The 25,900-nt window shown below is 67.0% G+C and carries 17 protein-coding genes and 4 pseudogenes; 10 read left to right on the top strand and 11 right to left on the bottom strand.

Going from position 1 to position 25,900, the window contains the following annotated elements; genetic code table 11:
- Positions 1 to 166: 166 nt before the first annotated feature.
- Positions 167 to 1,617 (bottom strand): annotated as a pseudogene (locus tag ACFP1Z_RS28800) (helicase associated domain-containing protein); the annotation flags it as partial.
- 31 nt (positions 1,618 to 1,648) lie between these two features.
- On the opposite strand from ACFP1Z_RS28800, the gene ACFP1Z_RS28795 reads away from it, so the two are divergent.
- Positions 1,649 to 2,311: a tyrosine-type recombinase/integrase gene (locus ACFP1Z_RS28795; RefSeq protein ID WP_390320606.1), complete on the top strand. Its 663-nt coding sequence runs from the start codon at positions 1,649 to 1,651 to the stop codon at positions 2,309 to 2,311.
- A gap of 304 nt (positions 2,312 to 2,615) precedes the next feature.
- Here the strand turns inward: ACFP1Z_RS28795 and ACFP1Z_RS28790 are convergent, their stop codons facing one another.
- Positions 2,616 to 3,008, bottom strand: coding sequence for an LppU/SCO3897 family protein (locus tag ACFP1Z_RS28790; RefSeq protein ID WP_390320605.1), 393 nt, complete (start codon positions 3,006 to 3,008; stop codon positions 2,616 to 2,618).
- A 115-nt stretch (positions 3,009 to 3,123) separates the two neighbouring features.
- Here ACFP1Z_RS28790 and ACFP1Z_RS33725 point away from each other — a divergent pair.
- A pseudogene (locus ACFP1Z_RS33725) lies at positions 3,124 to 3,292 on the top strand (IS256 family transposase); the annotation flags it as partial.
- Between the two features lie 89 nt (positions 3,293 to 3,381).
- Here ACFP1Z_RS33725 and ACFP1Z_RS28785 read toward each other — a convergent pair.
- Both ACFP1Z_RS28785 and ACFP1Z_RS28780 read right to left on the bottom strand, forming a co-directional pair.
- The gene (locus ACFP1Z_RS28785; RefSeq protein ID WP_390320604.1) at positions 3,382 to 4,332 is read right to left on the bottom strand and encodes an ETX/MTX2 family pore-forming toxin; all 951 of its coding nucleotides are present in this window, start codon (positions 4,330 to 4,332) and stop codon (positions 3,382 to 3,384) included.
- 1,647 nt (positions 4,333 to 5,979) lie between these two features.
- Positions 5,980 to 6,855: a phytoene/squalene synthase family protein gene (locus ACFP1Z_RS28780; RefSeq protein ID WP_390320603.1), complete on the bottom strand. Its 876-nt coding sequence runs from the start codon at positions 6,853 to 6,855 to the stop codon at positions 5,980 to 5,982.
- A 1,006-nt stretch (positions 6,856 to 7,861) separates the two neighbouring features.
- Between ACFP1Z_RS28780 and ACFP1Z_RS28775 the strand changes: the two are divergent.
- The 3 genes and pseudogenes from ACFP1Z_RS28775 to ACFP1Z_RS28765 form a co-directional block, all read left to right on the top strand.
- A pseudogene (locus ACFP1Z_RS28775) lies at positions 7,862 to 8,913 on the top strand (DUF6192 family protein).
- Between the two features lie 2 nt (positions 8,914 to 8,915).
- Positions 8,916 to 9,329: a RacP protein gene (locus tag ACFP1Z_RS28770; protein ID WP_390320601.1), complete on the top strand. Its 414-nt coding sequence runs from the start codon at positions 8,916 to 8,918 to the stop codon at positions 9,327 to 9,329.
- A 99-nt stretch (positions 9,330 to 9,428) separates the two neighbouring features.
- Positions 9,429 to 9,581 (top strand): annotated as a pseudogene (locus ACFP1Z_RS28765) (transposase); the annotation flags it as partial.
- 53 nt (positions 9,582 to 9,634) lie between these two features.
- On the opposite strand, the gene ACFP1Z_RS28760 reads toward ACFP1Z_RS28765, so the two are convergent.
- From ACFP1Z_RS28760 to ACFP1Z_RS28745, 4 genes are read right to left on the bottom strand one after another with little or no spacing between them, the layout of a single operon-like run.
- Positions 9,635 to 10,069 (bottom strand): hypothetical protein, encoded by a 435-nt coding sequence (locus tag ACFP1Z_RS28760; RefSeq protein ID WP_390320600.1) that lies wholly within the window; start codon positions 10,067 to 10,069, stop codon positions 9,635 to 9,637.
- Positions 10,066 to 12,198, bottom strand: a complete 2,133-nt coding sequence (locus tag ACFP1Z_RS28755) for an integrase (RefSeq protein WP_390320599.1) — start codon at positions 12,196 to 12,198, stop codon at positions 10,066 to 10,068. The genes ACFP1Z_RS28760 and ACFP1Z_RS28755 overlap by 4 nt, the downstream gene beginning before the upstream one ends.
- Complete coding sequence (locus tag ACFP1Z_RS28750; RefSeq protein WP_390320597.1) at positions 12,195 to 13,943, bottom strand: hypothetical protein; 1,749 nt, start codon at positions 13,941 to 13,943, stop codon at positions 12,195 to 12,197. Before ACFP1Z_RS28750 ends, ACFP1Z_RS28755 begins: the two co-directional genes overlap by 4 nt.
- The gene (locus tag ACFP1Z_RS28745) at positions 13,940 to 15,535 is read right to left on the bottom strand and encodes a site-specific integrase (RefSeq protein WP_390320596.1); all 1,596 of its coding nucleotides are present in this window, start codon (positions 15,533 to 15,535) and stop codon (positions 13,940 to 13,942) included. The genes ACFP1Z_RS28750 and ACFP1Z_RS28745 overlap by 4 nt, the downstream gene beginning before the upstream one ends.
- 56 nt (positions 15,536 to 15,591) lie before the next feature.
- On the opposite strand from ACFP1Z_RS28745, the gene ACFP1Z_RS28740 reads away from it, so the two are divergent.
- Positions 15,592 to 15,843, top strand: coding sequence for a hypothetical protein (locus ACFP1Z_RS28740; protein WP_390320594.1), 252 nt, complete (start codon positions 15,592 to 15,594; stop codon positions 15,841 to 15,843).
- A 296-nt stretch (positions 15,844 to 16,139) separates the two neighbouring features.
- Here the strand turns inward: ACFP1Z_RS28740 and ACFP1Z_RS28735 are convergent, their stop codons facing one another.
- From ACFP1Z_RS28735 to ACFP1Z_RS28725, 3 genes are all read right to left on the bottom strand, one after another.
- Entirely contained in the window at positions 16,140 to 17,306 is a 1,167-nt protein-coding gene (locus tag ACFP1Z_RS28735; protein WP_390320593.1) for a hypothetical protein, read from the bottom strand.
- Positions 17,307 to 17,477: 171 nt separating this feature from the next.
- Positions 17,478 to 19,061, bottom strand: a complete 1,584-nt coding sequence (locus tag ACFP1Z_RS28730) for a hypothetical protein (RefSeq protein WP_390320592.1) — start codon at positions 19,059 to 19,061, stop codon at positions 17,478 to 17,480.
- Between the two features lie 2 nt (positions 19,062 to 19,063).
- The gene (locus ACFP1Z_RS28725; protein WP_390320591.1) at positions 19,064 to 19,498 is read right to left on the bottom strand and encodes a hypothetical protein; all 435 of its coding nucleotides are present in this window, start codon (positions 19,496 to 19,498) and stop codon (positions 19,064 to 19,066) included.
- A gap of 2,036 nt (positions 19,499 to 21,534) precedes the next feature.
- Between ACFP1Z_RS28725 and ACFP1Z_RS28720 the strand changes: the two genes are divergently transcribed.
- The 4 genes from ACFP1Z_RS28720 (at position 21,535) to ACFP1Z_RS28705 (ending at position 25,807) form a co-directional block, all read left to right on the top strand.
- Positions 21,535 to 22,386 (top strand): ParA family protein, encoded by an 852-nt coding sequence (locus tag ACFP1Z_RS28720; RefSeq protein WP_390320590.1) that lies wholly within the window; start codon positions 21,535 to 21,537, stop codon positions 22,384 to 22,386.
- A complete protein-coding gene (locus ACFP1Z_RS28715; RefSeq protein WP_390320588.1) occupies positions 22,383 to 23,360 on the top strand; it encodes a hypothetical protein in 978 nt (325 codons plus the stop codon). Before ACFP1Z_RS28720 ends, ACFP1Z_RS28715 begins: the two co-directional genes overlap by 4 nt.
- Before the next feature lie 399 nt (positions 23,361 to 23,759).
- Positions 23,760 to 24,206: a hypothetical protein gene (locus ACFP1Z_RS28710; protein ID WP_390320587.1), complete on the top strand. Its 447-nt coding sequence runs from the start codon at positions 23,760 to 23,762 to the stop codon at positions 24,204 to 24,206.
- 1,082 nt (positions 24,207 to 25,288) lie between these two features.
- Positions 25,289 to 25,807, top strand: coding sequence for a hypothetical protein (locus ACFP1Z_RS28705; RefSeq protein WP_390320586.1), 519 nt, complete (start codon positions 25,289 to 25,291; stop codon positions 25,805 to 25,807).
- The last annotated feature ends 93 nt before the right edge of the window (positions 25,808 to 25,900 follow it).

Below are 25,900 nucleotides of genomic sequence, written 5' to 3'. Positions count from 1 at the left end.
GCGATGGAACGGGCCACGCGCCCGGAGGGTGTTCGGCTGTGTCCCGGCTGCCCCCACCGGAGGTGGGGCCCCACGCGGCCGGGCAGAGGGGCAGGGTGTCACAGCCTTTCCGGGGCATATGGGCCGAGGGAGTGCAGCGCTGCGCCTGGTACGGGTCGGTGACCTGTGCGCGGTTGTGCTGGTTGAACGTGTCGTAGCCTTGGCCGTTCTTGGCGCCCTTCCGGTGGAGGTTGGCCATGTGCTGCCCGATCGGTATCTGTGTCCCGTCGGCGGAGTCGGTCCACATGGCGTCCTGGCGGGGTGTGAGATGTCCGGTGGCCCGCTGGTAGGACCGGAGCGCGGCGAGTTTGGCCCCCCATGCTTCATCGCCCGGTTCCCAGACCATCCCGGCCTCGGGCGCGTCCAGCAGTTCCTTGCGGTGGGGGTCGAGTTCGCCAGCGCGCAGGGTCTTGCGGCTGGTGCACCCACCGTTCGAGGGGGCCTTGGTGGCGACGCCGGCTTCGGCCTCGGTGCCGTAGGGGACGGCGTACAGGCCGGTGATTTGGTTCTCCTTTCGCCACCGCAGCAGGGCCTGGTAGCCCTCCAGCCAGGCCAGGGACTGTGGCCGGTACACCCGCGTGCGGAGGAAGGCCACGATGGTGGCGGCGTCGCGCGGGCTGGCGAAGTGGAGGAGCGCGGACTCGGCAGCGGCGTCGGCGCCGTCCTGTTCCTCGCCATCGCCCTCGCCGCTGGCCGCGACGATGCGTCCGTCCTCATCGCGTCGGATGTGGACCTTGCGCTTGCCGCTGGAACACGGGAGGCGAGCTGCTCGACCAGGCGCTCATCGTGGGAGCGCAGGCCCTGGAAGACGGCTACGAGGGGACGGAAGCTGGCGCTGGCGACTATGTCGGTCGGGTCCTCGCCGGGCTGGAGGAAGACGGGCACGATGATGCGGGCGGTCTGCGTGGTGCCGTCGCGGTTGGGCCGGAGTGCGCGGCCGATGTTCTGGACGATCTCGACCTGGGAGCCGAGGGTGTCGGCAAAGCAGATCGCTTCCACGCCCCGCTCGCCGGTGATGTCCACGCCTTCTCCGAGGACCTGTACGGATGCGAGGAACGCGCGGTGTACGCGCCGGTTGTTGGCTTCGATGCCGTCTGCGAACTGGCGCAGGACCTCGCGTCGTTCGGTGACGAGGCGGTCGCCGCACAGCCATGCCGACCCAGACGCGGTCCGGCGGCACGCGGCGGCCGACCTCCAGCTCGTAGAACTCCGCGTCAACTGACGAGGCGGGGAGCCGGTCCGCGGCCGCCAGGCCTTCGTCCGTAGCGTCGTTGACGTACAGCTGCGCGGCTGTCTCCGGCAGCTTCTCCGCGACCGCGGTGGCCTCCTCGACCTTCTGGTGGAACGTCATCACGGTGCGCAGGTTCCACTTCGCGGAGTGCTCCAGGAGCGCGGTCTGCAGGAGCGCCATGCGCCGGCCCGCAGCGCCTCCTCCGACTCGCCGAAGACTGGGGAGGGGTCGCGGATTTCCAGCACGTCGATCTCGAACCCGGCGAGGATGCCCCGCTCGATCGCCTCCGAGAGCCCGAGCTCCGCCAGCCACGGCCCGTACGTCTCGGAATCCTGGCCCATCGACGCATGGCAAGAACTGCGGCTGCAGCAGTCGAAGATGCTGGACCGCAAGACCGGCGAGCACGTCGACTTGCTCTTCGCGATGCGGGCCCGCTGGGTCGCCAAGAGCTACGTCAACGGGACGATCATCCCGTCGCTCTGCCAGAAGGCCAGCGTCCCGACCGCCGATGTCCGGGGCAACATCACCAGCCATCGGGCCCGCTCCACGATCGCCAGCCAGCTCTACAGCGCCAAGGAGCCGATGACTCTGTTCGAGCTGCAAGCCTGGCTCGGTCACCGGAGCCCGGAGTCGACTCAGCATTACGCCAAGATCACCCCGAACGCGCTGGCCAGGGCCTACAACGACGCCGGGTACTTCGAGCGCAACGTCCGCACCATCGAGGTTCTGGTCGACCGGGACGCGGTCACCTCCGGGGCCGCCGTGTCGGGCGAGCCCTGGCCGTACTACGACCTCGGTCACGGGTTCTGCACCTACACCTTCTTCGAGCAGTGCCCGCACCGCATGGCCTGCGCTCGCTGCGACTTCTACACGCCGAAAGTTTCAGCAAGGGGCAGCTCCTGGAGGCCAAGGACAACCTCCAGCGCATGCTGGCAAGCGTACCTCTCAGCGACGAGGAACGCGCCGCCGTCGACGACGGCCAGGCCGCACTCGACCAGCTCCTGGAACGGCTGGTCGACGTTGCCACGCCGACCAGGATGACGCCCCGCGAGATCGGCGTTTCCGGCGACGGCAACGCTCCTGCCGATCGTTGCCGTCAACCAGGGGGAAAGCTGAACTACTTGACAAATCAGATCCCACAGAACACGCCGTTGGCGCGTCGAACGCGCTCTGGGGTGGATCATGAACGCCCGCCGCAACGTGAGGGATTACGAGCACCTTCCACAGCACAGCGAAGCACACCTGAACTGGGCACTCATCACCCTCATGGCAAGGAGGATGACTCGGAAGAAGCTCGCCCCCGGCTAGACAAAGAAGCCAAAGCTCGTCGGCTGATGGCCCTGACTCACCCGAGGAAGAAGAGATCGGCCTCACTAATTTTGTGCAAATATTGAACCACTGCCCCTCGGAGTTCCTCCGCCACTGACAGATCTGGTGACAGGTCGTCTGGGACGCTTGGACAGGTCTTTGTCTTGTCGTCATCCGACGGGATCACTGCCGTGACTTTGTATTCTGCGCGTGAGTCATCACAAGACACCGTTTTCACGGTGTGGTTTTGATCTGCCTGATTGCCGTCCAGGCAATCGCCAACGCTCACGTCGAGCAAGGACGCGTCAGGAGTCGCCTTGCAACCGGCGACCAACACCGTCACCGACAGGACCAGCCCTAGCACGCCGAGACTGACCTTGGAATTCAGGCTCCGCCGGACAAACATCCTCAACCCCACCCCGTCGCTCACGACCTCCGCTTTGTTGGATTCGTTGTTGGTCTCACCTCACGGTGCCTCTTCGAGCTGACGTGAGCTGGCGAGTCTCGCTGGATCATCCCGCTCGGCCTGGTTTGTCTCGGTCGTTCGTGTACGCGGGCACTACCCTTCCCACAGGCCGCGTTGAAGGTGCTCTACCTCGCAGTCCTCAGGCTGATTGCCCCCGAGCACGCGATGTAAACCACGTCGCGCCATACTGGAAGAAGGCGCTGAACCAGTTCTCACTGTTCTCCGAGGACCGGCTCAGCACCACATGAATCTAGAGGACTTACACAATGTCCCGGACACGCCCCGGCTGCCCATCTGTAGGGTGTCGTTTGATCACTTCACCCGGACCTATCGCAGGTCAGCTCTCAGGGGAGGGACTACCACCCTCAAGCTCTACGGGCTCTGGGGGGACCTCGGACGAAAGGTTGGGGAATGATTCGTATTCGTCCCCTGATGGGCCGGGAGATACATCGCCACCGTAGGTAGCAATGACTTCGCCGGTTACGATGTCGACCAGCTCGATGATGTCGTTTGCGTAGAACCCGACCGTGATGTCCTCGGTGGAGATGGGATTGAGTGCTCCCGACCCCAGTACGGCTCCGATGCTGAGCCCCCAGAAGTGGTGGCCCTGGTAGGCGGGATTGTAGTTGACGGCGGTCCTTCCGGTGAGGGACCCCCTGTAAGTGACCCGGGTACGGAGGGTACCCCTGCTGGCAGTGAGGTTGACCCTGACGGCCTGGCCAGGTTCCAGTCGCACCCTTACTCCGGAAGTGCTGCCGACTGTCACGGTGTGAGTTTTGGTTTCGCTCACGCCCCAGGACTGAGTGTAGGACAAAGACGTCTCACCACCACCGCCGGTTCCCAGGAATTCGACCTTGTAGGTAAATTTCTGCCCGACAGTAAAGCTACCCCCAGTCGACCATGAACTGCTGACCGTGTTGCTGACCTGCTGGGAGATGCCAGCATCGAAGTCGGCAGGTACGCTGCTATTATTCCTCAGAATCTTATTAGCCACGATGACAGGCTGGGACGAAATCCCGATGATCTCAGCGCGCTGCACCGTGAGATTGGTTGTGACCTCCTGCCAGCCGTAAGTCCTGTAAAGGTCTCCCCACGGGGTAGGGCTCTTGACGTAAGCATCGTTGGGCCGCCTGCCGAAGTAGCGCTCCACGGCACTTTTCAACGGCGCATCAGTGACTTTGAAAGTGTTGCGTTCAACGTCTGAGATGACATGATACTCGCTCCCGCTCGCAGAGATCCTGGAACTCGCGGCAGTCTCGCCTGCTTTGATATCGACATTAACAGCCACTTCAATCCTCTTTCGTTAATCGGAGTAAGATCCGGACTGCCGAACCCCTTCCAACCTCCGCGCAGACGCCCCCATGCAGCACCCCTGACCTGTAGTGATGTCACCACCCATCGCCCTCGGAGCCCCAGATTGAAAGAGATTCATTATGGAAAGGGGTGGCGGGCGCAGGTATTCACCGCTTCCGTTGCGTTGAGAATTCATTTTAAATAGTGGATACACGTCGTTGCTTGACTGAAAGGTGGGTAGCTGGATCCGCCATGACCGACATCCGGTCGAAAGTTGACGGGAAGTGATTGGATCCTGCCTGTATTAGACTGAAGCAACTGTGAGGCCTAATTGCTGGATCCAACTACATCCTGCTCGCCTTTGAGAAACGGGCGGCGGTCCATTGTGGGGGAATTTGGTTTACTTGGGGAGAATCTCGTCCAGAATTGGCCACCTGTCGTGTATCCCGTGACCGGGCTTTCCCGGGAGTCGGTAATCGACCTAATGTGGCGGGCGGTTCGGGCGGGGGCTGGCCGCTCGTTCTCAGGCTTTTCAAGAAGCCTGAACCATGTGGGCTGAAGATTATTTGCAGAGATTCTCGATGGGTGCACCTTCGTAGCAGGTTTGCTGCTCGGCCTCTCCCCGCACCCGCGAATAAGTCTCAGTATTGCGGTGGCGTCTATCGGCTGTCAACGTTCAGAAGATAGATTCACCTTTTAAGACGGGGGTCTTCTGCAGCCTCGGCTCTGGGTGTTGAGGCGGAGGGCAAGATGCAGGGCTATTCCAAAGTCGCTTGAGCTTGGTGTTGTTGCTGGCACGGTCAGGGCATCGTCATGCTCGCGGAGTCTCCGGTTTGATCACGTGATATCCAGGGCGGTGAGGGGCGGGTGGTGTCGCGGGCGTGATGGCGGAGGCTGGCGGCGATGTTAGTGCGGTCGGTGAGCCGGAGTGTGCCGATGGCGAGGTTCCGCAAGGTGGCCATGGCCCAGGGCGCGATGCCATCACGTACCGGTCTCCGGCACCAGGCGTAGTGGGCAATCCCACCCTCTTGGGGCCGGCGTGTGGTCGACCGGGGTGAAGGCGGTGCGGGGCCGTCTCGCGCACGGTGCCTCAGCGATGCCGGGTGACGCTGGTGACATTGAACCTCTTTCATCCTCCGTTCTTACAGGTCAGCGGCCTGTTGTGATCGAGGAGCGGGGAGAGGTTGACCTGGGGTGTTGTGCCGAGGCGTGGCACCAGCCCGAAAGCAGCCATCACTCTCCCGAGACGGGATGAAAGAGGTTCAACTGACCCTCAACAACCAAGATCAGCCGTTGACTGGGCTCTGGCTCACTTCCGTGGTAACGGAGCGTCATGTCGCGGCCGTGAAGCTGACGCCCCGAAACTATGCGGGCCAACGGAATCCGAATGTCATCCCAGCGGGGTGTCAGCCCGGTTGTCGGATGCCCGTCGAGTAGGGTCGCTCACCTCCGGACGCCGTAGTGCGGCTGACGAACCCCAGGCCAGAGCCGCCTACCGAGGTCCGAATCGTACTGACAGTGAAATCGGCGACGCTGCGTTACCGCCGGAAGCGATCCAGAGCCGTTCTATTTACAGGCCCTGTCAGCCCGCTGACGCAGCATCCACCCCTCCCCCAAGGGACCGGTAGCGTGCCTCCCAGAGCTACCGGCCTCGCCGCCGGTATTCGCGCAGAAGCATCCGCAGTGCCGCGGAGTGGGAGGGGCTCGCCGGCGCGCACATCACGGCCGCGCCCTTCGCCAGGGCTGCGTCGGCCGTGAGCACCTTCACGGTGATGAGTGCACGGAGGAAGGCCCGGTTGTCGGCCGGCACGTGCTCGACCAGGGACCGGCTGACGAGCAAGTCCTGGCGCGCACGGGTGAGAAGGGATGTGATCAGTGCTCGTGTTCCCAGGCTGTCGCGGCGTTGCTCAAGGTCGCTGCGGGAAACGTCATGCTGCTCAAGCGTCTTCAGGGGGATGGTGAGCCGCCCAGCACTCAGGTCCTCGCTGAGGTCATTGACGAAGTCGAGGCGCTGATGCCCATCGATATAGGCGCGGCATGCCATGCCGCTCGCTCCCGGGTCGGCATTCGGCGGCAGCAGGAGGCAGGCAATGAGCATGAAGGCGGGCAGTGAATAGTCGTAGATGTACTGCTGGTACTCCGCTTCGCCAGCGAACTCCTTGAAGTCCCTGTCCACACGAGCTCCGGCCATGAAGGCCTCCACCCGAGATCGGAGCCAGGGGACGGCCTCAACGGAGGTCAGCAACGCGCGCAGCAACGGTTCCCGGCTCTCGCCGCTGGACAAGGCGCAGCGGACATCCTCTTCCCAAGCCGCCGCGCTGGCCGTGTTGCTCGGTGTTTCGCCATCGAGCATCACATCGGTGTAATGCATGAACGCGGTCACAGCAATCACATGGGGAACCAGCTGCGGTGGCAACAGCAGCCGTACGGCGAGGTACGCCGGGCGATCGTAGGCCGCAACCAGCGCCTTCTGCCTGCTGTAGGCGTCCCGCACTCGTGCGTCGTCGATGCCGGCCACCGTGAGGGTCCTGTCCCATGTGTACACGATGGAGATCTCCTGTGTTCGTGACGGAGGCTTGAGCCTAGCCTCCAGAGCCGCCGGGCCGTCCAGGGCCGCCGCCCCCGGATCCGGACGTCGTGGATGTCCCTGGGCAGCAAAGCCTCGGCCGCGGAGCGGTCCCGGAACTGCGCGAGCGGATCCCTCGGACCACCACCGACGCCAAACGGCCTGGTCGTTCCTGCCCGGCCGTCCCACGCCACCGAACGCCACACCCACATCACGAAGAGCCTCCGGCCTGTTTGGAACCGGGTGGTGTTCACCGTCTGGCCATGGGAGGGCACCGCGGGATACGACGCCTATCGGTGTTCGGCACCGAGCCGCGGCACACCGAGAGCGTCCGAGCCAAGCTGAAGCGCTTGGTCAGCCCGCACCGGCCACCCCAGACCCCAACCCCAGCCTGAACCCCGACGAACTATCGCAGAGCACACTCAGTGCCCGTTTGGGAAGTCGCTGAAGTGATCTTCTGGGGGGCCTAGCCTGGTGTGGTGGCCGATGGTGATGGCCGGGCGATGGTCCGGTACTGCCCGGTCTGTGGTGAACGGCTTCGCCTGGACGCCAGCCCGCGGGCTCGGTTCTGTTCGGCGGTGTGTCGTTCCAGGCACTGGCATCAGGCCCGCCGGGTGCGGGCGAGGGTGGTGGCCCTGATGAAGGTCCGGGACGCCGCGGAGTGTCCGTCGTGCGGGACACGGTGGACGCCGGGGGTGGAGCATCCGGCTGGGACGGTCTATTGCTCGCCGAAGTGCCGGACGAGGGCATGGCGGCAGCGACGGGAAGCGTTCAGAACAGCGTCACAGTGACGCCGACGCGAACGCTCTTTTTACCCATCTCCCTTCGAGTTTGACCGAGTTGTGGTCAAGCCTTGTTGACGATCTCGCGGCGGGAGGACGCTCCCGAGGAGCGAGGGGCCGCAGGTTCCTTGCGGCCCCGAGTGCCGCTCCCGGCCCCGGAAGGGGTGGTGTTCCCCATGCCGGAGGAGAAGGTCGGACAGGTCTCCCGGCGCCGTTACGACGAGATCGTGGCCGGTGACCGGCAACTGGTCGCCCAGATAGGCCGGGCGATGTTCACCATCGGTGACCACGCCCTGGAGATAGAACCGATGCGGCCCGTCGGCGGGGCAGTTCCGCACTCGGACCCCCTGTTCGGGGTGAAGGCGTCTCTGCAGGTCTATGCCGACGACATCGGCCTGTCGCTGAAGACCGTGCTGCACTACCGGTTCGTGTCGCACCGGTGGCCGGCCGGCAAGCGCCGTGACGCCGTCTCGCACAAGGTCCACGCGGTGCTGGCCAACATCCCCGACGACGCCGAACGGTTCGCCGCGATCGACGAGGTGCCCGTCGACGAGGCAACGGGCTTGCGCCGGTGGACGGCGGACCTCGCCAAGAAGCGGGCCGGCCACCGTCCCGAACGCCCGGGAACGGTCGAGGAGAAGGTCGAACGCATCCACGACCTGGCCGTCGACGAGGACGTCGCGGTCACCGCGACGCGGGACGTGCTGCGGCGGCCGGCCGTCGCCGCCCGGCTGCTGGAGGACACCGACGTCCGCCGCACGCTGATCGAGGCCCAGAAGCCCGAACACCGCGTCGAGGCGGTGCACAGTGTGGTCAAGGACGATGTCGCCGCGGCGCAACTGGCCTCCGACGTCTGCGTCGGCCCGAGGTGGCCGCCCGGGTCGCGGCCGACGACCGGGCTCGTCTGGCGGTCAACCGGGCCCAGGCCGAACGCTCCCGCCAGCAGGCCGAGGCCTTCCGCCGCACCTCGCCCGTCGCGCCGGCTATCCGGAACATCGAGCGGACCGAGGACTTCGTCGACCTGCTCGGCTCCATCCACCGCTTCGTGCGCGAAGCTTCCCACGCGGTCGGCAAGCTGCGCGGCCGGGAGTGGAGCGGGGACGAACGCGAGGTCGTGCTGAACAACATCGGCCGTGCTCGCGCGGTGCTGGACTGGCTGGAGACCGCGGTCTCCACCGGCCGGGTCGACATGGACGAGGAACTCGCCCGCATGCTGCGGGGGGAGTAAGGATGCGCAAACGCTCCCCGGCAGCGGAGCGTCACGCCGAGCTCATCCAGATCGCCCTGGTCGAGGCAGCCCCTTCGGGGCTGCCTTTCAAACGCCTGATGGGGGCCTGCGAGCTGAGCGAGTACCAGACCCGCAGCGGTCTGACCGCCCTGCGCGACCTGGCCGCGAAAAAGGGCTGGCCTCCGCTGGTCTGGACCCGGGACATGGGCTATCACTTCTGCGCCAGCGAGATCGAGCTGGAGGAGTGGGAGAGGGCCTGGGTCAGCGAGAAGCTCACTCAGTTCCGGCGGATGATCAGCGGCACGCTCGCTCCACATCTGGCCCTGTTCCCCAAGAGCCGGTGGGCGAACTACCTGAACACGCAGATCGAAGCGGTCAAGGCCACCTTGGAGATGGCGGCTTCACAGTCCGGATGAACTCTCACGGCTCCGGGACGCCGAGGCGAGACGGAAAGGACCGGGGTTCTGGCCGGCGCCCACCAGCACCTGTCCGGCCAGGACCCCGAACCCTGTCCGATGCCCCGGTGCCGCCGCTACCCGTCCGACATGACGGACGCCGAATGGGCCCTGCTGGAGCCGATGTTGCCGCCCGCGGCCTGCGAGATCGGCCGGGGCCGGCCGGAGAAGTGGCCCCGCCGCGACATCGTCGACGGCATCCGCTACGTCGTCTTCCCTGTCAAGTCAGCGTGTTGAGTTCTGGCAGGACTTGGTCGCGCCCGGACTCAGGACTGTGGTCCTTCGACGGGGTGGACCGGGCGGCGGCCCTGGAGGGGGATCACGTTCGGATCCTGCTGGGCGAGTGCTTCACGGAGTTGCTGGTTCTCCAGGCTGAGCTGGTTGATGACCCGAATCAGTTGAGGAACATCTTCCCTCAGCTGGTTGAGTTCCTTGTTCTTGTTGGCAATGGTCGTTTTGAGTTTCCCGATGGTTTCGCGGAGCCGGGCCTCGACATCCGGGGTCGCGCCGCGCTGCCGGACGTATTCATAGAACTCGTTCTTCAGGTCAGGGTGCCGCTGGGTGAGAGCGTTTCTGGGGACGTCCGCTTCGTGGGCGAGGGCGACGATCGTGAGGGCCCCGTTGGAGTTCTGCGGGCTGCCGGACAAAATGCGGTCCATCGCGGCGCGGATGCGGACGCGCTCGTCGGGTGCGGGGCTCATGCGGGGCTCTCTTGACGGGTGATACGGGTGCGGTCGTGTTCGTCGGCGTAGGAGCGAAGCCGGGTGGCGTTGGCGCGGATGCGGTCGCCGACGGGTTGGGGCGTGTGGACGGCCTTCTTGTCCAGGAGGTCGGCGCGTTCACGGAGCTGGGCGGCATGGTCGTCGGTGCGGACGCTGTTGCCGCAGCCGGGAACGCATCGGTCCAGGGCGGGTGCCTCGCGGAGCGTGCTGTTGGCGCAGAGGGCCCGGTCGCGTTTGTAGAGGCAGAGCAGGAGCGCGTGCGGGTTGTCGTAGAGCACGGCGCCGTCGCGAGCGAGGAATTTGCGGGCGAAGTTGGCTTTGATCTCGCGGCCTTCGAAGCGGGGTGTGCGGGCGGCCCGGAGGAGTGCGTGTCGGGCAGCAGGGCCGGAGACTCCGCCGCCGACGTCGAAGTGGTCCCGCAGTTCAGCGGCTGTCTCGGCGACGCTGAGCGCGGTTTCCACGTCGATGAGGCGGTGGATGCCGCTGCGGCTGCGGGAGGCGTACCCCTCGGAGACCTCGGTGGCCAGGGCGGTGCGCATGTGGCCGTACTGAATGGCGAGAGCGACTAGGCCGCCGGGGCGGCGGGCGATGTGCCAGGCCAGGGACCTGCGGAAGCGGGTGGTTCCGATCGCGCCGTGAGGGTCGGGCGGGATGGTCTCTTCGGGCAGTCCCTGGGCGGCGGCCTCGGCGTTGGCCCAGGCCACGAAGTCCTCGATCCGGACGCGCATGGCAGACGCTTTGAGGGACCCTGTGTATGGCCGTGTGGAGCGGAATTGGTGGGAGTCGAGGTCGAACAGCAGGTGGCCGTCGGGGACGATGCGTTCCAGGACGCGGATGGCCCGGACCACGGGCGTGATGGCGACCCATGGAACGTCGCGTTCGGCGCCGCCGGACAGGTGATTGCCGTCCTCATCGGTGACGGTCTTGTAGTGGTGACTGCGGATCAGGTGATGTCCTGCGTGACCGTCTGCCCCGGGCTCCGGATCAGGGCAGCAGCCCGCCCGCATGCCGAGAGTCTCCTGGGGGCGCATTCCGGTCAGGTACGCGCAGACGATGAACGCGGCCGTGCCCAGGTGACGCATCAGCAGGGGCGCCTCGTTGAAGTCGAGCGCCGTGCGCCAGGGCGCCCCAGCGATCTGTCCCGTCACGGGAAGCGTCAAGGGGCAGGGTCCTGGCCGCTCGGCGGCGATCCGCGTCAGGCCGCGCTGTGCGGTGCGGACGGTCACTTGGTTCAGCGAGGCTCCCGTCACGCCGGCGAGGTAGGTACTGGCCAGGCAGCCGGTGCCGTTGTTCCTGGAGGCCGGTAGCGGGGAGCCCGCCGCGAACATCGCGTCGAGGTAGGCGTCGAGAGCGGTTCGCCCCTCCGGCGTCGAGGGTGCCCGGGCCGCGATGCCGCGAAGGCGGCAGGTCTCGGCCCAGGCGGCCAGGATGTCGTCGGCGAGCTCGTCGATCATGCGCATCGCCCAGGTCAGCAAGGGACTCATCGTCTCCTCTGACAGTGGCTCCCTCGCGTTCTCGCCGCCGCCATCGGCGGCTGCCGGGAGATAGTTGTCCACTCCGTGTTCGTCCCACGGCGGTCGTGCGATCCCGGTCGGCCGGGCGCTGAGAGAGTCGTAGGCCCATAGGCGAGTCACCGCGGTCAAAGCCTTCACCGCCATCTGCCGGCTGGCGGCGGTGTCGCGGACGAACAGGCCGTACTCGTGCAGCACCGGCCTGGTGCAGTCCGCGAGAGCGGGCAGGCCGCGTTCATCGAGCCACTTCGCCAGCTGTGTCCAGCGGATCACTGTGGCGGGCGTCTCGTTGGCGGATGGTCTGGAGCGCATGGTGACGCCGCGGTTCTTGAGGAAGATGCGTCGCAGTTCGCCGTTGATGAGCGTCCAGGCCATCAGTCGCAACTCCTCGCGCAGGGCCTGCGGGCATCGGTCCCAGAAGATCGACTTGCGGGGCTGACTGGGGTTCTCGATCAAAGGAGCCATGGGCCAAGTCGGCTCTGCATAACGAGCGTTGAGGTGGGCGTGCTGTGCGCTCACCCGGTGCGGCGGGACGACCGGAGTGGTGGGGGTGGGCAACGGGAGCCGGAACGCGTCGGGCTCGGGGGCAGTGGTCACGGGTTGAGGTCTCCGGTCAGCAGGTGGTCGACGATCTCGCGGTCGGTGCTGGTGGTCCGGGCCAGCGCGTGCTGCCAGCCGCCTTCGCCGATCTTGTTCTTCAGGTCTTCCAGCCGGGCGTGGGCATCGCCCCAGTCGCGAGCCCAAGCCGTGGTGGGCAGCACGGACCGGAGGTGGTCGAGGGCCTGGTGCAGATGGGCCAGGCGGGGGTGATGATCAGCGTGGACTCGGGCGTTGGAGCAGGCCAGACACATCAGGAACGAAGCCCCGCAGCCACCGTCCGCAGCCGGGACGGGACTGCCGATGGTGTCGGAACAGTCGGCGGTCGCGGTCTCCGCGTGGACCGGATCACGTGTCTGGCTCAGCTCGGCCACCAATCTCACCGCCGCCCGGGCCCGGCGGACGGCAGAGGCGGCCCCGGCGGCGATGACAGGAACGGCGGCAGCCTGAACCCGCTGGTCCGGCAGGACGTAGATGCGGTCGTGCGTATCCTGCGAATGCTGTGCCCGTTCGCCCTGTTCGACGGCCAGCACGGTGCGGCGGCCTCGCTGGAACGGCGATCCGCCGAGGCCCGCATCCTTGCCCCAGCCCTTGGCGTCGTCGGCGCTGATGCCGAACCGGATCGGCCCGGCCGCTGGTGGCCGGTCCCGGTCAGCGGTGATCTTGTCGGGGCGGTGTGTGCGCCAGGCGAGGAAGTAGTCGGTGCCGGGGACGAGTTCGGCGGCCAGGGCCCGGGCGAAGCGGGTCGCCTGCAGGGCCTGCGTGATCAGTCGGCCCGGGGAACCGGCACCGCTGTCGGTGACGTTCTCGGTCTCGTAGTAACGGCCGGCGCCTCGACGGTGCTTCTCCAGCGGGATCCGGTAGGTCGGATGCCCGTCCGAGCCCGGGTCCGGGACGGCTCGGGGCGTGACAGCGCGGTCGATCACCGACAGATTCCACCCGTACTCAGCCATCAGCAGCACCCCCAGCGCGGTGGCCTCCGCGCGGGACAGGAACAGCCGCTGCCAGGTCACCTCCGACCGCACCCCGCCCAGGACCCTCTTGTATCTCCCAACCAGGGAGGCCTGTCCGGACGGCCCACGCGTGTGGGGCAACGTGCCCGTGCCGGCCAGGATGTCCAGGGCCTCCCCGACCTCCCACTCGAGGCTGCCCGCGGCGTACTCCCCGCCCCGCCAGCGCTCCAGGTGCCGGGCGTTGTCCTCGATGCGCAACAGCGCGGCCCGGAACATCTGCCGGGCCGTGCCTTTGACCTGATCGAAGTCAGCATCGCTGAACGACTGCCGGGAACTGGGCAGTTGCCCGATGCGCCGGGCCAGTTCCTCCGCCACCGGTCCGGCCTGCAGGCGGGCATCGTCCCGGAGCAAGGCCGTCACGGTCCTGAAGCGCGACCGGCCGCTGTTGGTCGCCTTCGATGCCTGCCACCAACGCTTGAGCAGTGCGGCCGTCAGCTCGTCCAGATCCCGCGGGGGATGTTCCTGCTGCGAGAGGAACCGCGCGAACAAGGCCACATGGGTGTACTTAACCTTCGAGGTGGCGTGGCGGGTCCAGGCACCGTCGCAACGGGCGGCGAACAGCCGGGCGAGCGAGTGCCGGAGCGACGCCTCGCCGGGGAGCGCGGAGAAGTCGTACTCCTTGACGTGCCCAGTCGCGTTGGCGTGGCGGACGACCAGTCCGTCAGGGTGCAGCGATTCAGGGCGGCGATGGTCAGCCGGAGGCAGCGATGCCTTGCGTCCGCGACGGCTCACGCGGCACCGCCCGATCCGGGCGACATGCGGACGTCGATGTCCTGGATGCCCTCCGCGTCGCGGACCACGCGGGCGAACAGCCCGTCCAGATCGGGCATCGGCGCTTCCTGCGGCTCGGCCGCGTCGGCGAGCATCGACTGCAGCTGCAGGTGCCGCACCGGCGCCAGATACGTCTCGACCGTCGTCTCCCGCGACGCATGACCGAGCAGCCCCTGGACCATGAACCACGGGTCGCCGTAGAGCAGGCGAAAGTCCCGCCGCTCGGCCGGCGTCAGCCCGTAGCGGCGGTCCATCACTGCGTTCAGCACGACCAGCATGAACAGGGCGAACGAGTGCCTGGCGCTGTGCACCGTCGCGTATGGGGCGTAGGTCTTGTGCGGGTCCCAGCCCAAGTGCCGGGGCGGAGTCAGGACGCGCTCGCACCACTGGTTCGCCGTGCGGAACACCCCGTCCCATGAATGAGGCAGGAACGGCAGGCCCTGCTCGTTCAGCCACAGCCACAGCGGCTCCGGGCCCTCCGGGCCCTCGGCGAACAGCAGCATCCGCTCCCGCCAGGTGAGCCGGTTGAGCTCTTGCTCGCCCAGGACGCCGTCCCGGTCGCACCAGCGCACCACCGGCTTCAGTCCGCGAGTGACCTCAATGACCAGCCGCATCACCCGAAGCCGCTCATAGCGGCCGTGCCTCTGGGCCTGCCGGATCGCCCAGGCCCGCGACGACTCCATGTACGTTTCCACGTCGCCGACCGCGCCGGCCGAGACATAGAACGTGCGTGGCTTCTTCGACCGGGTCACGGCGGCGGCGACCTTCCCGTGGCAGTACCGGCTTCCTGCCAGGCGGAACGTGGGGACCTCGAACGTCAGCAGCGACCCCGCCTCCAGGCGCCGTAGCCCCGACGATGTCACCGTCCGTGCGAACGCCACGTTCCGGTCTTCCAGACGTCCCACCCAGCCCCTCTCGGACACCCCCTCGCGGGTGTGTCCACGCAACCCGACATTGACCCACAGGCGCCACGTCCGCGGCGTCAGCCAGTGCACGTTCGACGGCCTGGCGTCCTTGGCCTTCGCCGCCGCGACCGTCAGCACCTCACCGCGCCGCCCCAGCACCTGCTTGGTCACCACCGGACTCCGCCGGATCAAGCCCTCCTTCACCGCCCAGGTGAACAGCCCCGCGAATGCCGCCAGTTCACGGTTCCACTTCGATCCGCCGATCCGCTGCGGATTCTCGATCGCATTGCGACGCCAGTGCTCGTAATCCTCCAGGTCCCGCGTCGTCGCCTGCGTCCAAGAACGTCCCTGACTCCACAAGAAGGAGAGAAGCAGCGCGATGTCCGTCACGTAGTTGCGCTTTGTCTCGACCTCATGCCTGCGGAAATCCGGCGACTGGACGTACCGGCTCAGCATGGGGTCGACGCTGTAATCCGGCGCCAGGAAGATCGGGTCACCCGCCCGGACCCCGAGCGCATCCTCACAAGCCATCAGCTCTTCCCACCCCGCCAGCAATCCACCGCGTACCTGCGACCGGATCCCTCCGGACGGCACCCAGCACACCCGCCACTCCACCCTGACCGCACCCCTCTCGATCGGCTTCAACATGCCGATTCAATAGGGAAACCTTCGACCTGGGCGACAACTGGCGCCATCTCTGCCGGGTGGAGCCGGAGCCGATCGACGTGGTCAAGGCGCTCGGTATCGTGCCCGAGCGGCCGCAGCCGTACTGGGGGTGGGGCACGATCCCCGACGCCTACGGGCGGATGTGGGACGGCGACGACGGAGAGAGCCCGGTACCCGCTCCCCCGCAGCAGCCCTGGCCCTGGCCCAACGCGCCGGCCCCCACACTGACCACCCTGCACTGCCCCGGCCAGTACACGCTCCTGCAGGATCTCGACGATCAAGACCGCTGAACCGGGACGGCCGGTCCGGCAACCCCTCGGTGGCGCGGCCGGGGCGAGGCCACTGAAGCTGCCGACCGCAGCAGCGGACGACTCGCTCGTGTCGTCCGGCCCGGGTCGCTCGTGTCGTCCGGCCCGGGGCCTGCCCGACCGACCGGGCGACGGACGACTGCCCGCCGCCCGACTCTCACAACCCCGCCCGCGCCTTCGGGGTTCCGCCGGTACGCCCAGCCGTACGGCCGCTGGCTCTCCGGCAACCGGTCCCCGTGCCATCCGAGGAGATTAGGCGGCATGGGGCCGGTGCGGGGTTAGGGGTTGCGGAACCCGCGGTCGGGGTCGCGGGCGGGCCCGAAAGGGGTGAACCAGTCGAGCGGGGCGAGATTGACCATGCCGAGGGCCTGGTTGACGTCACTGCCGCTGTCCTCGATCCCGTCGAGGGCGGCGTCGAACAGCATCAGTACGTCGTGGTCCTGGAAGAGATCGCTGGAACAGGCGAACCAGTCGAAGTCGCTCCGGTGCTCCGGGAGGCCAGCCACCACTTCGCGCACCAGCCGCGGGCGATTGCGCTCCAGCGCCTTGGCCCGGGCGATACCCAGGTGCAGTGCCATCTCCTCCCCCGTGCAACGGGGTTCGAGCTCCGTTCCGGCGGCAAGGTCGTCTCCGAGATCGTCGAATGTCCGGGCCATCTGACGCCGCCAGACGTGGTCCTGGCGGAAGGTCACCGGCGGCAGGGCACCGAACAAGCCGTCGGCACCGCGCCGCACGGGCTCGTCGCCCAGCGCCACGGCCTCCTGCCAGGCCTCGTCCGACAGCTCTTTCAAGGCCAGGCGCAGGACGGCCGCCGTGCGCGGAGTGAGGACCTCGTAGTCGTCCTCGCCGTCCTCGTTCCAGGGCTCGGCGCCGCTGCAGCGGGTACGCAGGCGCAGGCGTTCACGCACCTGGTGCGCTGCTTGTTCGGGGGCCGCGAGTGCGTTGTCGATGATCCTCAGCTCGTCGGAGAAGGGCTCAGCGCTCAGCAGGGCCGCGGCCTCGTCGAGAAGGGCGGCTCCCACGCAGCCGGGGACGGTGGCGCGGGGGAAGACGACGGCGAAGTAGTTGTCGGTAAGACGGTCGATGACGTTGGTGGCGACCCCGGCGACGATCAGCGGGTCGTCCCAGGGAGCTGGCAGCTCAAGCTGGTCGATGACCAGAACGCTGCCGGGCATCTCGATGAAGTCCTCGAACTTGTCAGTGAACGAGCCGTCCGGATTGAGGAGTTGTCCGGACGCCACAGCGAGGAAGTCCTGCTCATCGGCCATCCGATCGTGCAAATTGCCCGACTTCCAGTACAGCCCACGGGTCGCGCGCAGGCTTCCGATCGTCTCGGTATCGGCGACGATGCGCACGTGCCACGTCTGGATGCCCTGCCCGGACGGGTCAAGGAGACGGTGGGCGTGGTGGAACTCCAGGGACAGTTTGGCAGGGTCCGCTTTCACTGCCTCAGGTGGCTGGTGGCTCATCGGCTTCCTCTCGGGACACGCCCATGGGCGGGGCTGGACCAGCCTAAGGGCGCGAAGGGAGGGCACGTGCCCGTCCTCGCCATCAAGCAGTCCCTCGGCCGGACTGCTGCACGGCATTGTGACCGGAGCGGGTGCTGGAGAGCTGGTTTACCAGTGACTGCCACCTCGGCGGGAGGCCTGCGGAGTTACTCGCCTGGGTGCGGCGATCGGTTGGGAGACCGTACGGGCGGTGGGAGTCTGTTGCATCCAGTTGTTGTGCGAGGCGATGAGGCGGTGGGCTGCCGCATCGAGCCGTGCGCGGGGCACCGGTGTGTCGGCCCTGTGCGCGGCGGTCAACAGCGTGCTTGCGGCGGCCTGCTCGGCTCGCATGACCTCGCCGTAGGCGTCGGCCAGGTGCTCTATCTGGCGTGGGTGGACGGGGTAGAAGCGGTGGCGCGGATCAAGGCCTTCGGGCCGGTGATCGGGGTCGTCGGTCACCAGGCCGCCCCGGGTCCGGTCCATGGCGACGGGGGCCGTCGCGGCGATCTGCCACCCTGTGGCGGGCAGGCGGTAGAGCACGGCCGTCAGTGGACCTGGTCCGTGCGTGTCGGCCAGGACTGCGTCGGTGGTCCTGGCAGTCGGCCGGCGTTCGCCGTCCGGTCGCCATGATGCGCCGTAGAGCAGTTGGCCGGTCCGTACGGCCATGGTGCGGGAGATAACGGTGGCCGGGTGTGGGATGACCCGGGGCAGGCGCACGACTTGGCCCTGGCGCACGATCTCGTAGCCGGGGGCGGGCAGTGCGGGGTGTTCTCGTGGGTCGGCGGTGTCGACGATGCGGTGCCAGCCCTTCGCGATCTTGTGCCAGGCCTGTGCGGCGGTGCGGAGTGGTCCGGCGGCTTCCTGCAGTACCTGGCCGACGGCCGTGTCGGGGTGGTGTTCGGCGGTGTGGAGCAGGATGCGGCCGGCCAGCAGGCGGCTCAGGGCCGTCCACCGGGCGATTTGCGTCAGATCGGATCCGCTGGGCCGGTGGCTGGTGCGGTCGTGCAGGGTTTCGAAGGCGGCCCGGGAGAGGCGCTCGCAGTCGTCTTCCAGGAGTGAGGGGACCTCGTTAGGCCGGTCCGTGGGGGACGGTTGTACGGGGTCGGCGGGTAAGGCGAGCGGGAAGGCGCCGAGAGCCGGGTCGGCGTCGTTGCGGCTTGCTCTGCCGAACACGGCGGCCCGGTCCAGATGGCTGCGTGCGTCGGAGAGGGCAGCCGCGATGGCCGGATGCTCTGCGCTCTGGGCCAGGGCGTGGGTGATCCAGCCCGCGCCCCAGGCGAGTTCGGCCGCGCGCCAGGTCAGGTAGCTGCGGGCGGGGTGGGTGGTGAACAGCAGCGCGTAGGCGGTCAGCGGGACGCGGTCGGGTGCTCGGTGGCTTGCGACGAGGTCACGTGCCGAGACCACGGCGCGCGTTGCGTCGGCCAGTTCGGCTCCAGTGGCGGGGCGTTCGCCGGGTGCCGGGGCTGCTGAGAATCGGCGGGCCGTGCGTAATGACGTGATGGCGCTGTCCAGATGGCCGACCAGGTCGTGGGCGGCACGGGATGCCGGCAGTGAACTTCCTGCCGGTAGTCCGTTGCGCAGTTGGGTCAGGAAGTGTTCAAGGTCTGCCGAGGATGCTGCGTGGTCGACGGGTGCGCCGTGCGACAGGGCCTGTGCTGCTGTGCGGAGGTGTGTGCCGGCGGTGTCGTAGAGGTCGGCCAGTACGGTGGGCACGGCTAGCCTCGCACCCGCTGCAGGGCGCGGGCGGCCCGCCCGGCGTGCTCAGCGGCCTCCCGCAGGTGGCCGCACCCCTCGGAGACTGTCGCGGCAGCAAGCTGGTCGAGCACATTGCGGGTGTGCAGCAGCAGGTCAGCACACGGCAGCAGTGCATGCTCGGAGTCCGGCACGTACTCGGCGACGACGGAGGCGGTGGCCGGCAGGGGCAGCAGTGACCGGCCGGCGGCACACGCCTGTGCAGCAGTAAGGGCCTGCACTTCGTCATGCCCGGGTGCCCAGGCGGACGCGTCGGCCGCGCGCTCCCCCAGGGCGAATGCCTCCCAAGCCGAGGCGAGAACGATGGTCAGGTCGGGCGAGTCGAGCCCCGCGTCGACGATGTGCATCACGGTGGGCTCCGCCTTCAACGGGCGCACTCCTTCGTTTCGGAACGGCATGGTGCAATGGTCCCACCCGGCACCAGCACTCGCTCATGTCGTGTGGACAAGGTCCTGCCTGTGGATGACGCCACTCCCGCAATCAGGTTGCACCCAGGCGTGGCTGTCGAACACATAGAGGATGGAAGGTGCCGACGGAGGAGACACGGTCTGTCCTCCCCCCCCCCCGTCGCGACGGGTCCGCAACTCTCGTGTCCTCACTGCTCTACCGAGCGCTCTCGGAACCGGACCGCGTCTCGGGGAGGCAGGACGCTGATAGCGGTTGCGTTGTCTTGCAGGATCGGTCCTCCTCGCTGTATCGCTCTGTGAGTAACGCCCAGCGCTTCATCGGCACCAGCCCTACGGTCACCGCATCCCTCGCGCAGTCCGACCGACTTCACTTCTCCCCTACAACTCCCCGTCCACGCTCTCAAGCCCATCTAAGTACGCTGCTTGGTCAACGGACGCCGGGAATCTCGGGCTGTGCTCGTAACCTCTGGCCGGCGCGGCTCGTCGTCTGCCCCCGTAAGGGAGAAGCACTGCGGCCTTGCCGCGCCCGGAGCAACCCAACGGCCCGCTGGCTCTGCCCGGGTGCGGGAGGAGCTTGACGCAAACATGCTGGTGATGGGGCACTCAGCAAGATTTCACAATGTCTCAATCTATATTGCGTTCACTCATGCACCAATGCATGCATTGACTCTTGCGCTTCCTCGTGCATGAAGTCATCCGTGAACGCTATCGTTACCTCGACCATCAACGCCATCCCTTCAACATGCGTTAAGACATTTACTCTCGCATCCATCATGGCGTGCGGTATCCAACTCATCTATGCACTCATGCACGCATACGCTCCTTCATCCGATGTCACATACCGTCACTGATGCATCCGTCGCCTCTTGCACGCTCTCTTGCTTCCTATCGATCGTTCACCCTGGCACGCTTTCTTGCGATCTCTGATGCACTAATGCAATGACTCCTGCGTGCGCTCGCTCCAACCTATGGACATGCCTGCACTCGCGCGTGCTCTCCTGCGCACTGACAGTGCATCTCTGGAGTGGTCGTCCGCTCGTACGTCTGGGCGCACTCGCACGCGGTCGCACGTCTCTACGTGCCATCCCTCATGCAGATCGACGTACGTTCCTGCTTGCATACGCCAACGCTGACGATGTTTCGTGCACACTCACGTACGTTCCTGCGGTCACTGGTGCCAGCGGTCCTTCGTCGGCTCGTGCATCCACCGGCTCGTCTGCTCGTGCGCTCAATCACGCATTCCTTCGGCACGTCGGTGATACGGCTTCACTTGCACTCTTCCGGTTAGTCCTGCGCGCTCCGTTACGTCCACGCACACGGACATTCATGGCGGCATACGGTGATGCCCTCGATCAGCCGTACACGCCCGCACGCGTGCTCGCCGACTCTGCTGCATGCGGTCCTTCGTCGGTTCTCGCACCCACCAGATCGTCTGCTCGTACGCGCGTGCATACCTTCTGGCTCCTGTGCCTGCGTCGTTGCCTACATACCTGCAGCCCTCGGCGCGCTCTGACATGCCAGCAAACTTCCCCGCCTACATCCGTCTGTCCGGGCAGTCCGTCTCTCGTGCTGCTGCACGCTCGGACCTGCGTGTGTGCGTATGCCCTTGCATCCACTCGGGCGGGCCGTCCGGCCTGCGCTCTACCGCGGTTGCGGTCGCTCGGCCCCTCAACCCCACACTCCGGCGCCCGTTCCAGCCGTGTGGCGTCCGGGCTCTCGGGCAGACAGCCTCTTGGCCTGCCGTTCGGTGGGTGGTCCAGCCAGCGGGACTGTGGGCCCCGGTGTCCGTCTCTAGGCATTCATCAGCACAAATGCCCGGATTTGCCGGTGCTGTCAGTACCGTTGGTCGAGGCGCAGCAGTTGCTGGACACGCTCAAGCTGCCCTCTATGCCGTGGATACCGGCGAGCTGACTGTTAATCTGTCCAGCGTTGAGTGATGCTGTCAGTCTCAGATGCTGGGAGGGGCAGCGTCCGTGTGAGGCCGGTCAGGCACTGTTGCCTGCGAGTGATGCACATGAAGGGCACCCATGAAGGTTCTTGTATTCGCCAGCCAGAAGGGCGGGGTAGGCAAGACCACGACCACCGCGAACCTCGGCGCCTCTCTCGCGAGCGGCGGATTCCGAGTTCTTCTCATCGACCTTGAGCTTCAGGGGCAGCTCGGGGTCTCGCTCGGGGCAATCGCCAAGAAGCCCAAGGACATTGGCAGTGCGCTGCTGGACTACATCGATGCGCGGGACATCGGCGATCTTGAGTCGCTCCCGTCGCTGCGGGAGCGAATGCTGGACCGCAGTGTCCTGCTGAAGGGGTTCGACAGCGCGGGGTCGCTCCATGTGATCGGTTCAGTGATGGCACTGACCGAACGTGCCAAGGCGGAGGTCGCCAAGCGGGGCTGGGACGCAACGGCGACCCTGCGGCACCTGCTGCTGTCGGTCAAGGACGACTTCGACTTCGTCCTCATCGACACGCCGCCGTCGGCGGATGCCCTCTCCTCTGTGGCTCTGGCGGCCGGCGACTATGTGATCGCGATCTGCAATCCTCGGATCGCGACCGCTGATGGTGCCCGCGTCGTGCGAAACAGCACCTCGAAGGTTCCCGAACGGACGGGCGGGGTGTGCAACCCGCAGTTCCTTGGAACGATCCTCAACGAAGCCCGGCCGCCGTCCAAGCGCACCGACGAGACCGATACTGTCGATGAGTACCTGGCCAAGTGGGATCTGAAGGTCTTCGCAAAGCAGATCCGCACGAGCGACCAGATCTCGGCTTCCTACGGAGTCAGCCGGCCGATCGTGATCGATGAACCGTCGTACGCGGCCAGCCGTTGGTACGAGGACCTGACACAGGAGCTTCTGGACCGGCTCGCGAAGGCCGATGCTGCATGACCGCACGCCGGGGAAAAAAGCGTCAGTTCAACTTCGCTGCGATCGAGCATGTGGGCAACGATGCCGATGAAGGCGGCTTCCTGGGCAACGAGGAGGCCGAGCAGGAGCGCCGAACCGGCAAGGAAGGCACTGAGACGCAGCTGCCGTCGCCCGCGTCCGAGCCGACCCCGGCTGCCGTCTCGGGCAGCGCAGAGGCAGCAGCCGCTGCGGGACCGCAGGATCAGCGGGCAGGGGAGCTGCCCGCCCCGGAGGTCCTCTCGTCGGCAGCGGGCCTGACGGCCCCGCAGGCACCGCAGCCGTCTGCGGCATCCCTCCCAGCAGAGTCTCCGGTCGAGCCGGAGCCCGAGCGCACGGTGCCCGCGCCGTCTCCCGTAGCGGATGTTCCGCCCGCTCCGGCGGCATCGCCGTCCCGGGCGTCTGCGGCACCGCCGCGTGCGGTGAGGCCTTCGGGCCGTGTCAATGACGGTCCGGCGTTCTCACCGTTGTCTGCCGAGCCCCCTGTGCTGCGCGCGGCGAAGCCCAAACGCACGGGGAAGAAGGACAAGCCTGCCCAGGCTGCGGTGCTGGCGTCGTTCATCGCGCAGCGCACGGGCCGGAACTGGGGGATGTGGTCGGGCCGTCTGGTTCCGGATACTGTCGCCCGGCTCCAGGCGAGGGCGGAGGCCGACGCGGCGTCGTCCGGCCGTGGACGGCTGTCGGCGGGACACTATCTCGATGCTGCTCTGCGGTCGCTCCCCCAGAGCGCGGAGGAGCAAGTGGCCCTGGCCAACGAGTGGTTGATCCAGCAGTGGGACGGTGAGCATCCGGCCGGGCGGAGTGCTCAGTTCAGTGTCAGCCCCGAGTCGGCCGCGCTGCTCAACGGGCTTCGGCAGTCGTTGCGTGCGTACCGGCACGGCATTGTCATCGACGTCGTGTGCGCTGCTGTGGACACGTTCCTCGATGTACTTGAGGCGGAAGGCCCCATAGAGGGCTGACGTTCCGGGCCTGGAGCGGGGAGAGGCCGGCACCTGGTAGGTGCCGGCCTCTCCCCGCTCCAGGGCTTCACTTGTTCACATCTCTTCTTGCACTCATGCATGCGTTCTCTCATACGTTCATGCGGACTGTCGGATGGTCAGTTACCCCCTCTGGTGCACTGGCCGACGGTCTGGCCACCCCACGCACATTGACTCTGACAGTGCCACCACGAACCTGTCGCATCCACGTACCCGTCATCACAGGGACGCACGTCAACGCTCAAATATCAGGAGAAACAAGTAGTTTTCAGCTCTTGACGGCCTTCACGGCTCAGCATCAGCGACACGCCCATGGTTCTGTCAGTTCCACAAAGTGAGGTCGGATCAGATACAGTGGGCTCCCGAAGGAGAGGGAAGAGAATGCGATCAGCCTCCGAGAACTGGTCCCTGCGCAGAATCGCCTCCGAGGCGGGCGTTCTGCCCAAAGTGGCCCGCGATGCGGCCGCCGAGGGCGTCATCGACACCGGCTACCTCGTAGAGACCGACATCGTCCTCGTCCGCCTCTACGGCGCCCTCAAACGCCTCGTGTGGCCCGAGGAGCGTCGGCCTGCCAACCAGGACCAGGCCCTGCGCGTATGGGAAGCCATAACGGTCGAAACAGCCCGCGCCGCGATCCCCGACGACATCAAGCCGGACAGCGGACTGTTCATCCACCAGACCGGCTGCACCCTCGCCACCGGTCCCGGCCCGTACTGCCAGGCCCTGTTCAAACTCGCTGACCAGCCCTTCTACTTCGCGCCGATCGGCAAATGGTTCGAGGAGCTTCCATCCCGGCGCCGGGCCCGCGAGTCCGAAGCCGCCGCATGACAACCGCCCCCCGCCGCCACAACCCGCCTGGCTACCCGCCGTCACACGGGACCGGCCGCCAGGCCCCGCAGATGCCAGCAGAGTCGGCTACTCCCAGCACCAGCACAACGGCCCGGGGCCACTGTCCCCGGGCCTTCCTTTTCCGAGAGCGAGGTGGCGCACAACCCAGCCGCTAGCTCACTGACCTCGCATCCCGCGCCCGCCCGTGCCTCACCCCACGGTCCGGGCGGAGGTGAGGGTTTCCCTTTTCGGCCCTTCGACCGGAGTGGATCATGCCTGCTCGTCAGAAGGTCGGTTCAGTGCTGCCTGAAACCGGTCCAAACACTCCCAGCACGCCTACCAGTTCACGCACCGTTCCCACAGCCACCGCGTTCACGCCGGTGCGTGGTGAGGGGCAGGAGGTGTTGCACACGGTTTCCCGTCGGGCGCAGCCGCGTGCGTGGTTGCGGGCGGTGGTGTGGCTGATGGGTGCGGGTGTGCATCCGAAGGCGAACGCGATGACGCTTGCGTTGGCGCGGGAGTTGGCGGGGCGGATGGATTACGGGCGGGGGATCGTGCTCTATGACCTGGTGGGGACTGCGGGTCGGCTGGGGGTGAGTGTGCCGACGGTGAAGCGGCATGCGGCGGTTTTGCGTGAGCTGGGTGCGTTGGTGTGGCTGGTGCATGGTTCGAAGCGGAACTTGCGTGTGCCGGGGCGGAAGTACACCGCGACGGCCACGGTGTACGGGGCCGTCATTCCCCCCTGCTACGACGCCGCGATGGGGCATGTGCTCTCCGGTTCGGGTTACGAGGCGCGGGTCGCGGGGGTGACCGGGGAGGGCCGTCAGCGGGCCGTGGAGGACGTCCGGGAGCGCGCCCGGAAACAGTCGGGGAAGCAGGGCGGGGGGAAGGCGGGGGGTGCTGGTGGGCGGGGGCGTGAGCCCCATTCTCTTGGTCGTACCCCCCAGTTGGAGACAGTTGAGGTGAGTGGTGGGGTGAAAGACACCTCGCGCACGCGCGCGAGCCGCGCGACCGACTCCCCCTCAACCCCCAGACCCGCCAAGGCCCGAAGGGGCAGGCCCACCGGCCGTTCCGTCGCGCAGGTGGCCCGGGACATCCTGATCGCCCGTCAGGTCAGACCCCTGGTCGGCTGGACCCAGAGCGAGGGACTGCGCCGCCTGGCCTTCGCCCTGCGCCCGCTGATCGACAAGGGCCTGGACGTCCACGACATCGCCGCCGAACTCCACTCCTGGTACCTCGACTGGCGCCCCGCCCGCCCCGCCGCCTACATCACCTCCCACCTCCGCCAGCGCGCCGAACGCGACGCCGAGTACGACGCCCGCCTCCCCCACGTCGTCCACCCCCAGGACAACCCCGCCTGGCGCGCCTGGTGCCAGCACCAGCAGGCCGTCAAGGCCATGAACGACCTCATCACCCACGCCCGCCGCACCGACGAGGACCGCCGCCAGGCCCGCCTCGCCGCCCGCTACAACCCCCACCTCCTCCTCGACCACGTCGCCGAACACGGCGAGGACGACGCCCTCGACCTCTTCGGCGCCGACCTCACCGCCCGCATCGTCAGCCTCAGCCATGGCACACACATTCAGCTGGGCACGACGTGATGCTCTTTCTGACGGGCCGACGGCGTCTGCCTTCCAGAATGCAGTCAGGCTGGAGGTCAGGTCACGCAACATCTTCGTCTGGAGGTCGTCGGT

It is taken from the genome of Streptomyces gamaensis (assembly GCF_042656465.1).
GTDB classification, from domain to species: domain Bacteria; phylum Actinomycetota; class Actinomycetes; order Streptomycetales; family Streptomycetaceae; genus Streptomyces; species Streptomyces gamaensis.
The sequence above is the reverse complement of the archived record's forward strand: the minus strand, read 5'-3'. Positions and strand labels throughout refer to the sequence as shown.